Here is a 10,245-nt window from a genome sequence, read left to right as displayed (position 1 = left end):
CTTTGACTGTTTGGTGATGATGGCGGAGGGGACCCACGCGTTCCCATCTCGAACACGACCGTTAAGCCCTCCAGCGTCGATGGTACTTGAACCGCAGGGTTCTGGGAGAGTAGAACGTTGCCAAGCACGAGAGAAAGCCTTTCTGAGAGAAATCTCAGGAAGGTTTTTTTGTTTTTCGCCGAAGTCGCTGCAATTGCATAAGCGATTTCCTAGCTTTGTAAAGGATTCGAAGTAATTGGGAATAGTTCCTTACATACTCTTTTTTTGACATCAGTACAATACCGAACATAAACCCATACTAGCCCTATAAGGAGGGATTCTTGTATGGGTTTTTCAATATTTTCGAAAAAGTTAGCTATTGTCCTATTTGGTTATTCAATGCTTCAAACCGCGACCGCCTGCTCGCTTAAAATGGATGCGGCCAAAGCAGAAGCCGATTCCCTGCAGCCGTTAAGTAATTTGAGTGGAACGATTCCTGCTCCTATCGCAGAAGTAAAGCAAGTTCAACCTGCCGGCCATTCGCCGCTTAAGGCAGTTCAATCTAAACCTAAGCCTTCCAAGCAGGTAGTGAAAGGTATCTACGTTTCGGCTTGGTCAGCCGTAGGCACAAAGTTTGAGCAGTTGATCAAGCTAGTTGATTCAACCGATTTGAACGCCATGGTCATCGATCTCAAGAATGATTCAGGACAAGTTACATATGCCTCCAAGGTGCCCCTGGTGAATGAAATCAGTGCGAACAGCAACATCATCATTCGGGATATGAGCTCGATTTTGCAAAGGTTGAAGGCGAAGAACATTTATACGATTGCGCGCATCGTTGTTTTCAAGGATCCGTACTTGAGCAAGAAGAAAAGCGAGTATGCGATGAAAACCCATCAAGGTCAAGTCTGGCATGATAATAAGGGCGTAGCATGGGTCGATCCTTATAAAGAGGATGTTTGGGATTATAACTTGCAGCTCGCTATGGAAGCAGCTCAACTGGGTTTCGACGAAGTGCAGTTCGATTACGTCAGATTTCCGGAAAACGGCAAGAAGGTGGATGCGGAAGTCAGCTTTCATAATCCGAAGAAATGGACGAAGGCCCAGGTCATTGAAGCTTTCCTCACGAAAGCGAAAGAACGCGTAGGCGGCCAAGCTTATCTGTCGGCTGATGTGTTTGGATTAACGACCTCATCCGATAATGACATGGGTATAGGGCAGGAATGGTCGAAGATCAGCAAGCAGGTGAATTACATTTCCCCGATGCTCTATCCTTCGCATTACTCCAATGGGATGTATGGGGTGAAGTATCCGGACTTACAGCCCTATGCTATTATTCATAAGGCCATCAGCGATGCGAACGTCAAAAATGCCGTACTATCGCAATCGGGAGCTTCTATAGCGGAAGTCAGGCCTTGGTATCAGGATTTTACAGCAACGTGGGTAAAGCCCCATAAGACCTATGGTTACATCGATGTGATGGAACAGATCAAAGCGGCCAAGGAACAGGGTGTGGAACAGTTCCTACTGTGGAATTCCAATAGTATTTATTCCTATCGTTAACCGAATGTTCTTATTCGGATGACGGCCGACCGCTAGACTTGTCCTTTTCCTTGACACGAAAAAAGGGCTTTTGTTAAGATTGCAATCATATAAGCTTAGCAGGGTGCTAGTATTGAAATCTTTTAAAGAAAGATCTAAGGAGGAATAGGTGTTGTGAGGGAAGACAAGTTTGGTAAGGAAGGTTTAACGTTTGATGATGTTTTGCTCGTGCCTAGAAAGTCCGAAGTGTTCGGTAAGGAGATCGACGTTTCGACTGTGCTTGCGCCGCATGTGAAATTAAATATCCCGTTCATCAGCTCGGCGATGGATACGGTAACGGAATCCGGACTTGCGATTGCTATGGCCAGAGAAGGCGGTATCGGGATTATCCATAAGAATATGTCCATCGACCTTCAAGCGGAGCATGTGGACCGAGTCAAGCGCTCTGAGAGTGGTGTCATCACGAATCCGTTCTCTTTGACGCCGGACCATCATGTCTATGATGCGGAGGAATTGATGGCGAAATACCGGATTTCCGGTGTACCGATCGTGAATGAAGCCAATAAGCTGGTCGGCATTTTGACGAATCGCGATTTGCGCTTTGTCCATGACTACTCCATCAAAATTAACGAAGTGATGACAAGAGATGGCCTAGTCACAGCTCCCGTCGGAACTACGCTTCAGCAAGCCGAAGGCATTCTGCAGAAGCATAAAATTGAGAAGCTTCCGCTTGTGGATGACAGTTTCGAATTGAAAGGTTTAATTACGATCAAGGATATCGAGAAGGCGATTCAGTTCCCTAACTCGGCGAAAGACGCGCAAGGCCGCTTGCTTGTGGGCGCAGCCGTCGGTGTATCCAAGGATGTTATGGAGAGAGCAGCTGCGCTAGTTAAAGCGGGAATTGACGTCATTGTCGTGGACTCCGCGCATGGCCATCATATTAATATCGCGGAAACGGTGAAGAAGATTAGAGCGGCATATCCGGATCTGCCGATTATCGCGGGTAACGTAGCGACGGGCGACGGCACGCGCGATCTGATCGCAGCTGGAGCTTCCATGGTGAAGGTCGGTATCGGTCCTGGATCGATCTGTACGACACGCGTCATCGCAGGTATCGGTGTTCCTCAAATTACCGCTATCTACGACTGCGCACAAGCAGCTGCGGAATTCGGAGTTCCGATTATCGCAGACGGAGGCATCAAGTACTCAGGCGACGTGGTCAAGGCAATTGCTGCCGGGGCTAGTGCGGTGATGATCGGCAGCTTGTTTGCCGGAACGGATGAAAGTCCGGGTGAATCGGAGATTTTCCAAGGACGTAAATTCAAAGTATATCGCGGCATGGGTTCGCTAGGCGCTATGAAAGAAGGCAGTAAGGACCGTTACTTCCAAGAGAACGAGAGCAAGCTTGTTCCTGAAGGTATCGAGGGCCGTGTAGCCTACAAAGGGCCTTTGGCCGATATCGTGTACCAACTCGTTGGCGGCCTGCGCTCCGGTATGGGCTATTGCGGTGCCCGTAACATTCAAGAACTGATTCACGATACGCAGTTTGTGCGGATTACAGGCGCCGGTTTGAAAGAAAGCCACCCGCATGATGTTCAAATTACGAAAGAAGCACCGAACTATTCCTTGTAATTGTCACATTATGGAGGCGCGGGTTTTGAACCTGCGTCTTCTTTTTTTTGTCTAATAGGGTGTGTTACAATATAACCTGATATAAAAATTGCTAGGGAGAGTGAAGTTGTGAGATTTCCAAGTTTTACGAAGAGAAAGGTTGCTTTGGTGTTAGGTGTTAGTTTGATCGCTCAATCCGTACTTTTACATATACAACCGGCGTATGCCGAAGATGCAAAGACACCTGCAGCAACAACCGCGGCAGCCACTGGAAGCGAACTGAAGGTGAATGCCAAGTCGGCCATTATTATGGAAGCCAGCACAGGAGCCGTACTGTACGAGATGAATGCGGATGAAGCGCTGCCTCCGGCAAGTATGGCTAAGATGATGACCGAGTATCTGGCTATGGAGAGCATTAAGGAAGGCAAATTCACGTGGGAATCACAAGTTACGGCTTCTAAGAATGCTGCTGATGTTATCGGCTCCGGGCAGCTGATTGCAGAGAATGAGACCTTATCCTTCAAAGATATGTTCAATGCGATGTCCATCTATTCCGCGAATGATGCTTCTGTCGCTTTCGCCGAGCTGCTTGGAGGCGGGTCGGAAGAAAACTTCGCGAAAATGATGAACGAAAAGGCGAAACAGCTGGGGATGTCCGATAAGGCCCATTTCATCAGCGCTACGGGATTGTCTCGCGCGGATCTGAAGAATCCGCCGCAATCCATTGAAGGTGAAACGAAGATGACGGCGCGGGATTCCGCGATTCTGGCTTATAACATTCTCAAGGATCACAAGGAGATTCTAGAGTTCACGAAAATTCCTACGTTGAAATTAAGACCTACCGATAAAACGGCAATGATCAACTGGAACTGGATGTTGGAAGGAAACTCAACGAACACCAATTTCAAAAAATACGCCTATCAAGGACTGGACGGCTTGAAAACAGGTTCCACCGATGATGCCGGCTACTGCTTCACCGGGACAGCGGAGCGCAACGGAATGCGGCTTATCACGGTGGTCATGGGGACCAAAACGGAGCCGGAGCGTTTCAATGAAACAAGGAAGCTCCTCGATTATGGTTTCAACAATTTCGAAATCAAACCTTACCTGAAGGCGAATCAAGAAATAGATTCTTTGAAAATCGTAAACATTAAGAAAGGCGTGGAAACGCAAGTGCCGGTCGTAACCAAAGATGGACTTACCTTCGTTACGAAAAAAGGCGCCAAAGACACGGATTTCAAAATTACGGCTGAAGCTCTGGAAGAAAGCAAATTGGTAGCTCCGATTGCGAAAGGCGATGTGCTCGGGAAGGCGACTGTAGATTACAACGGCCAAGTCAAAACGGTAGATCTTGTAGCCAATAATGATGTCGAGAAAGGCAGCTGGATCCGCTTGTTGTTCCGCTCCATTAAGAACTTCTTCAGCGATATGTTTAAAGGGATCAAGGGCGGTTCCTAGTCCAGATAATGGGTTGTATAATGACCCTCCTTCATGTAAAATGATTGTTTAGAAGTTTACTATCGAAACGTGTAGCAAACTGTAAAATTTGCACTAAGGTATAGGAGGAAATAAAGAATGGAAACAGGAACATCCCGCGTTAAAACAGGTATGGCCGAAATGCAAAAAGGCGGCGTCATCATGGACGTTATGAACGCTGAGCAAGCAAAGATCGCAGAAGCAGCTGGTGCCTCCGCTGTTATGGCGCTTGAGCGCGTACCTGCTGACATTCGTGCGGCTGGCGGGGTATCCCGTATGGCTGATCCGACTATCGTGGAAGAAGTCATGAAAGTCGTCACTATCCCGGTTATGGCGAAAGCAAGAATCGGACACTTTGTAGAAGCGAAAGTCCTGGAATCTCTGGGCGTTGACTATATCGATGAGAGCGAAGTTTTGACACCTGCGGATGAAGTGTATCACATCAACAAGCGTGACTTCACGGTTCCTTTCGTCTGCGGATGCCGTGATCTTGGCGAGGCTCTTCGCCGGATCGGTGAAGGTGCTTCGATGCTTCGTACCAAAGGCGAGCCTGGAACAGGCAACATCGTGGAAGCTGTGCGTCATATGCGTATGATTCAAGGCCAAATCCGCAAAGTTCAAGGCATGTCCAAGGACGAGCTGATGTTTGAAGCCAAAACGCTTGGTGCTCCATATGAATTAATGCTGCAAGTTCATGAAACAGGCAAGCTGCCGGTTGTTAACTTCGCTGCGGGCGGTGTTGCAACTCCAGCGGATGCTGCTTTGATGATGCACTTGGGTTCTGACGGCGTGTTCGTTGGATCCGGTATTTTCAAATCCGACAACCCTGAGAAGTTCGCAAAAGCAATCGTAGAAGCTGTAACGCACTATACGGATTTCAAACTGATTGCTGAAATCTCCAAAGGTCTTGGCAGCCCTATGAAGGGAATCGAGATTTCCAAGCTGCAAGCTTCCGAGCGTATGCAGGAGCGCGGCTGGTAATGAAGAAAATTGGGGTTCTCGCGCTGCAAGGCGCGGTAGCAGAACATATTCGCGGTATCGAGCAGGCTGGCGCCGAAGGCGTTGTGGTGAAACGTACGGAGCAGCTGGCTGATCTCGACGGCATTATTTTGCCGGGCGGTGAAAGTACGACAATCGGCAAATTGATGCGCACGTATGGATTCATCGAGGCGCTTCGGGATTTCTCTGCGGCAGGCAAGCCGATCTTCGGCACTTGCGCAGGGTTAATTGTCATCGCCAAAGAGATTTCCGGCCAGCCGGAGGCTCATTTGGAGCTGATGGACATGACGGTGGCTCGCAACGCGTTCGGCCGTCAGCGTGAAAGCTTTGAGACGGATCTGCCGATCAAAGGCATTGACGAGAACGTTCGTGCGGTGTTCATTCGTGCCCCACTGATTGAGAAAGTGGGACCGGGAGTTGACGTGCTGGCTACGTACAATGGCCAGATCGTCGCGGCGCAGCAAGGCCATCTTCTTGCAGCATCGTTTCACCCGGAGCTGACAGACGACTTCCGTCTGCACAGTTATTTCTTAGATATGGTTAACCAAAGCCAAGCATAAATAATGGTTCAAGCACCTTGATAACTCCGGTTGCTCCGGGAAGGGTGCTTGCTTCCATATTCAACCATTTTGCGCTAACGGAGGAATCTCCTTGTTTGATGTAAAGTTACTTCGAAACGATTTGGCAGCCGTGCAAGCTGCTATGCGAAACCGCGGCAAGCAGATTGAAGAGCTGAACGGTTTCACAGAATTGGATTTGAAACGCAGAGAGCTGCTCCAGGAAACCGAACAGCTCAAGAACCGCCGCAATACGGTCTCGCAGGAGGTCGCGGGCCGCAAGAGATCGGGCGAGAATGCCGACGAACTCATCCAGGAGATGAAGGTTGTCGGAGACCGCATCAAAGAGCTGGATGACGAGATTCGCGTCTTGGACGAGTCGTTGCAGCAGGTACTGCTCTCCATCCCGAATATGCCCCATTCCAGTGTTCCTGTAGGCGGCTCCGAAGAAGAGAACGTAGAATTGCGTCGGGTAGGCGAGATTCCGCAGTTCGGCTTCGAAGTGAAGCCGCATTGGGAAGTTGCGCAGGAGCTGGGCATTCTGGATTTTGAAGCCGCTGCGAAGGTCACGGGCTCGCGATTCGTTTTCTATAAAGGACTCGGTGCAAGACTGGAGCGCGCATTGATCAACTTCATGATGGACCTGCACAGCGATGAGCATGGATATGAAGAAATGCTGCCTCCGTACATCGTGAACCGTGACAGCTTAACGGGCACGGGTCAGCTTCCGAAGTTCGAGGAAGATGTGTTTAAAGTAGAGAATTCGGAATATTTCCTGATTCCTACGGCGGAAGTACCGGTGACGAATTATCACAGGGATGATATTTTGACGGGGGAACAGCTTCCGGTTAATTTCGTAGCGTTCAGCGCTTGTTTCCGTTCGGAAGCGGGATCTGCGGGAAGAGATACGCGCGGCTTGATCAGACAGCACCAGTTCAACAAAATCGAGCTCGTGAAGATTGTCAAACCGGAAGATTCGTATGACGAGCTGGAGAAGCTCACAGCCAATGCTGAACGCGTACTGCAGCTGTTGAAGCTGCCATACCGTGTGTTGGCCCTCTGCACGGGGGATATCGGCTTCTCGTCGGCGAAGACATACGACTTGGAAGTATGGCTGCCGAACAGCGGCGCTTACCGCGAAATTTCCTCCTGCAGCAACTTCGAGGATTTCCAAGCCCGCAGAGCGAACATTCGCTTCCGCCGGGATGCGAAGTCGAAGCCGGAATTCGTACATACGCTGAACGGTTCAGGCTTGGCGCTAGGACGTACCGTAGCGGCAATTCTCGAGAATTATCAGCAGGCGGACGGCTCGGTTGTTATTCCGGAAGTGCTCGTTCCATACATGAACAATGTGAAAGTGATTGCGAAAAAATAGCACTTGATTGTTCCCTGATAAATATGCTACAATGCTTTTTGTCACTGCACGAGGTTGTCTCCGCTACCGGAGACACCTTATCGTGGAGAGGTGGTCGAGTGGTTTAAGGCAGCGGTCTTGAAAACCGCCGAGGTGCAAGCCTCCGTGGGTTCGAATCCCACCCTCTCCGTAAACCGGCAATACCCTTAATAGGGTATCCACAACTGAAACGCATCGGACTGTTGATTACACGGTCTGGTGCGTTTTTTATTTGTACAAGGCACCCTGTAGAGACTTTGCCGAGGCATCCTTTACTGCTGTTGTGCCGCGCTGGAAGCCTCTAGAGGGGCTGCTGCAGGCCGGTATGATTCGGGAACCCCAAGGGAGCCAGTTCGCTCCAGAACACGCCAGGAAGCAGTTACTGCGCTATTACAATCGGTGATGGTGTAAACAGCATCCGAGCAGCTGCCACGATAGCAATTCGTCGTGGCAGTTGTTGTTTTTTTACATGGATAAAAGGATGATTCCTTCCGCATTTTATACTTGTGGAGGTGTTACTTATGAGCAATGAGAAGCTGACGATTGATCAAGCAGAATTGGTACAAGAGTGGATGCGAGTGCTCCCGACGACGCTGCAGCCAACCGATCAAGCGCGTGTATGGGCCGATGAAGCCGATCCTCAGACGGTTCGGGTTCATATTGAGGCGGCTGGACACACCGGCTACAACTTCGATTTCAAAGTCAATTACGTGGACGCCAGAGAGGTTAAGGTCGACCTGACGGACGTTCAGCGGGGGACTACGCACATCGACGAAACCGGGGATGTCGTACAGAACTTGGTGGATGATTATGTTCGCCATATTCATGAATGTGCGCAGGCCTTACACAGAGTCACACACGTTTAATTATGCGAAGGGGAGTTCATGCACATGACGAAGCAGAAATCGCGGGATAAAAATCTCCAAAATGTAGCGAAGGACTTGGAAGCAGCCCCAGTTAACAGTCATCAAGCGCAACAGATGCAGCAGCAAGTGAATGATCACCGGCATCAAGATGCATTAAATCATGATGGAAATTAGAGGGGGACGATGACAATGAAACCAGAAGCTTACGGAGTGACCGACACGTCTCAGAACCAACCTAACGCCGGCGGCAGCCAAGGCAAGCATAGACAGGATCCGTTATCCGGATCGAAAAAGGTGAAAAACCGCAACCATTCGAGGGATAATCAGCAAAGTGAAGGTTCGGGCCACGGTCATTAAAATCTTTTCGTCAATTATGTTTAAAGTTCGACAAACCGGACATACTATATCTTGTCAGTGAGCAGAGAGGTGTGGTTCCGTTGGAGCACTCCGCGAAACAACCCGTTGCATAGAGGACTTTCATACCTGTTAATCAGGCTGGAGGGGATGTGCCAAAGACACGTACCGTGTTTTAGAAGCAGATTTACCTAAAGGTTCGCGAGTAACAAGTTTAAAAGAAATCAGCAATCACTGACAAAAAAAGAACCCTTAGGGGTTCTTTTTTTCGTCGATTTCCAGGTAAGTTTGAGCGGGCCGGTTCACATAGCTCTCATAATCGTCACGGGGAACGAAACGCTCATCAGGCACATGCTGCGTCTTCCGATACAAGAACAGCTTAATGCCTCCGCCAATCAGGATGATCGCGACGATTAACGTTTGGCCGAAGTTATTCACCCAATACATAAAGTTCGTATGCGGGAACAGCTGGTAGAGAAACTGAACGATCACTTCTTTGAAGATATAATAGCCGCCGAGCAGGATCAGCACCATACCGATGGAACGGTGATAGGAGGTCCAGTTCTCGACGATCGGCTTATCGACCAGCGTGCCGTTCTCATATTTGGTAATGCTCTGTAGACCGTCGAAGAAGCTAAAGAACCAGAGAATCGGGACCAGGAAGAGGAACAGGGACAGCCGCAGCACATCGAGCACATAGATCGAGAACAGGAAGATCGCCATGAGCTGAATGCCCCGTTTGTTCATCGACAGATACAGATGAGCGGCTCCGGGGAAAATAGCGATAATCGTTGCTAATGTCCGGTTTTTGCGCCCATATTCATCGCTGAGGTGAAAGTCGTCGAAGATGCTCCGATCGATCACTTCATAGCCGGCTTGCTTGCGCTCCTGCTGCTTCAGCGCATCGAACATGCTGTAGAACCACAACACCGGCATCGCCAGCAGGAAGGCCATGAAGCTGTCGCTTTTGGTCGTCATGGTGATGAAGAAGACGAGCACCGGGACTCCGAAGAACGCGACCATGGCGGTCAGACCGCGCTGCATCAGCCCGAGTTGGAAATGGCCGAGACCCGGAACGAAGGAGAGCAGCATGATTTTCGTTCGTTCCTGCTGCGCGGCGGCGTGTACGGCGTACGGGTTCGGCTCCCAGGAAGGCTGTCCGTAAGAGTCCGCCTCGTAGGCAGCGCCTTGCGGCCCGTGATAAGGCTGCGGCCGCAGCAGGAAGATGATCATATCAATCATGTTGACGATTCCGAAGAAGGCGGCAATGATCAGCATGAAAATGAGAAGATCATCATCGACGTGAGAGAAGGCGACGCTAACGAAAATAAGAAACAGCGGGCCGAAGAAACCAGCCCCGTAGAGCATCGCACGAAATATTCGATTCATATAGAGATGACCCGCTCCGGGTATGAAGGACAACATCAGAGCGACCAGGCTGCTTTTGGTAGGCATGAAGGGTGGAAAC

General features: G+C 49.7%; 10 protein-coding genes, 1 tRNA gene and 1 rRNA gene. 11 read left to right on the top strand and 1 reads right to left on the bottom strand.

Annotated elements, in window-relative coordinates:
* Positions 1–9 precede the first annotated feature (9 nt).
* The 11 genes from rrf to PUT07_RS33450 all read left to right on the top strand — a co-directional run bounded on the left by rrf (position 10) and on the right by PUT07_RS33450 (position 8,780).
* Positions 10–126 (top strand): 5S ribosomal RNA (gene rrf, locus PUT07_RS33500).
* Positions 127–324: 198 nt separating this feature from the next.
* On the top strand, positions 325–1,542 hold the full coding sequence (locus PUT07_RS33495; RefSeq protein ID WP_274473153.1) for a putative glycoside hydrolase: 1,218 nt from the start codon (positions 325–327) through the stop codon (positions 1,540–1,542).
* 153 nt (positions 1,543–1,695) lie between these two features.
* Positions 1,696–3,153 (top strand): IMP dehydrogenase, encoded by a 1,458-nt coding sequence (gene guaB / locus PUT07_RS33490; RefSeq protein WP_274473152.1) that lies wholly within the window; start codon positions 1,696–1,698, stop codon positions 3,151–3,153.
* Positions 3,154–3,261: 108 nt separating this feature from the next.
* Positions 3,262–4,590 carry a D-alanyl-D-alanine carboxypeptidase family protein gene (locus PUT07_RS33485; protein WP_274473151.1) on the top strand — a complete coding sequence of 443 codons (1,329 nt, stop codon included), beginning with the start codon at positions 3,262–3,264 and terminating at the stop codon, positions 4,588–4,590.
* Between the two features lie 117 nt (positions 4,591–4,707).
* Positions 4,708–5,589 (top strand): pyridoxal 5'-phosphate synthase lyase subunit PdxS, encoded by an 882-nt coding sequence (gene pdxS / locus PUT07_RS33480; protein WP_274473150.1) that lies wholly within the window; start codon positions 4,708–4,710, stop codon positions 5,587–5,589.
* On the top strand, positions 5,589–6,167 hold the full coding sequence (gene pdxT, locus PUT07_RS33475; protein ID WP_274473149.1) for a pyridoxal 5'-phosphate synthase glutaminase subunit PdxT: 579 nt from the start codon (positions 5,589–5,591) through the stop codon (positions 6,165–6,167). Before pdxS ends, pdxT begins: the two co-directional genes overlap by 1 nt.
* 91 nt (positions 6,168–6,258) lie before the next feature.
* Entirely contained in the window at positions 6,259–7,539 is a 1,281-nt protein-coding gene (gene serS, locus PUT07_RS33470) for a serine--tRNA ligase (RefSeq protein ID WP_274473148.1), read from the top strand.
* Positions 7,540–7,623: 84 nt separating this feature from the next.
* Positions 7,624–7,708, top strand: a tRNA-Ser gene (locus PUT07_RS33465).
* Positions 7,709–8,078: 370 nt separating this feature from the next.
* Positions 8,079–8,423, top strand: coding sequence for a hypothetical protein (locus PUT07_RS33460; RefSeq protein WP_274473146.1), 345 nt, complete (start codon positions 8,079–8,081; stop codon positions 8,421–8,423).
* Between the two features lie 24 nt (positions 8,424–8,447).
* Complete coding sequence (locus PUT07_RS33455; RefSeq protein ID WP_274473145.1) at positions 8,448–8,597, top strand: hypothetical protein; 150 nt, start codon at positions 8,448–8,450, stop codon at positions 8,595–8,597.
* A gap of 15 nt (positions 8,598–8,612) precedes the next feature.
* On the top strand, positions 8,613–8,780 hold the full coding sequence (locus PUT07_RS33450; RefSeq protein ID WP_274473144.1) for a small acid-soluble spore protein P: 168 nt from the start codon (positions 8,613–8,615) through the stop codon (positions 8,778–8,780).
* Positions 8,781–9,029: 249 nt separating this feature from the next.
* On the opposite strand, the gene PUT07_RS33445 is transcribed toward PUT07_RS33450, so the two are convergent.
* On the bottom strand, positions 9,030–10,232 hold the full coding sequence (locus PUT07_RS33445) for a hypothetical protein (RefSeq protein WP_274473143.1): 1,203 nt from the start codon (positions 10,230–10,232) through the stop codon (positions 9,030–9,032).
* Positions 10,233–10,245 lie beyond the last annotated feature (13 nt).

It is taken from the genome of Paenibacillus sp. MAHUQ-63, assembly GCF_028765165.1.
Lineage (GTDB): Bacteria > Bacillota > Bacilli > Paenibacillales > NBRC-103111 > Paenibacillus_E.
This window is presented reverse-complemented; position numbering and strand designations above follow the sequence as displayed.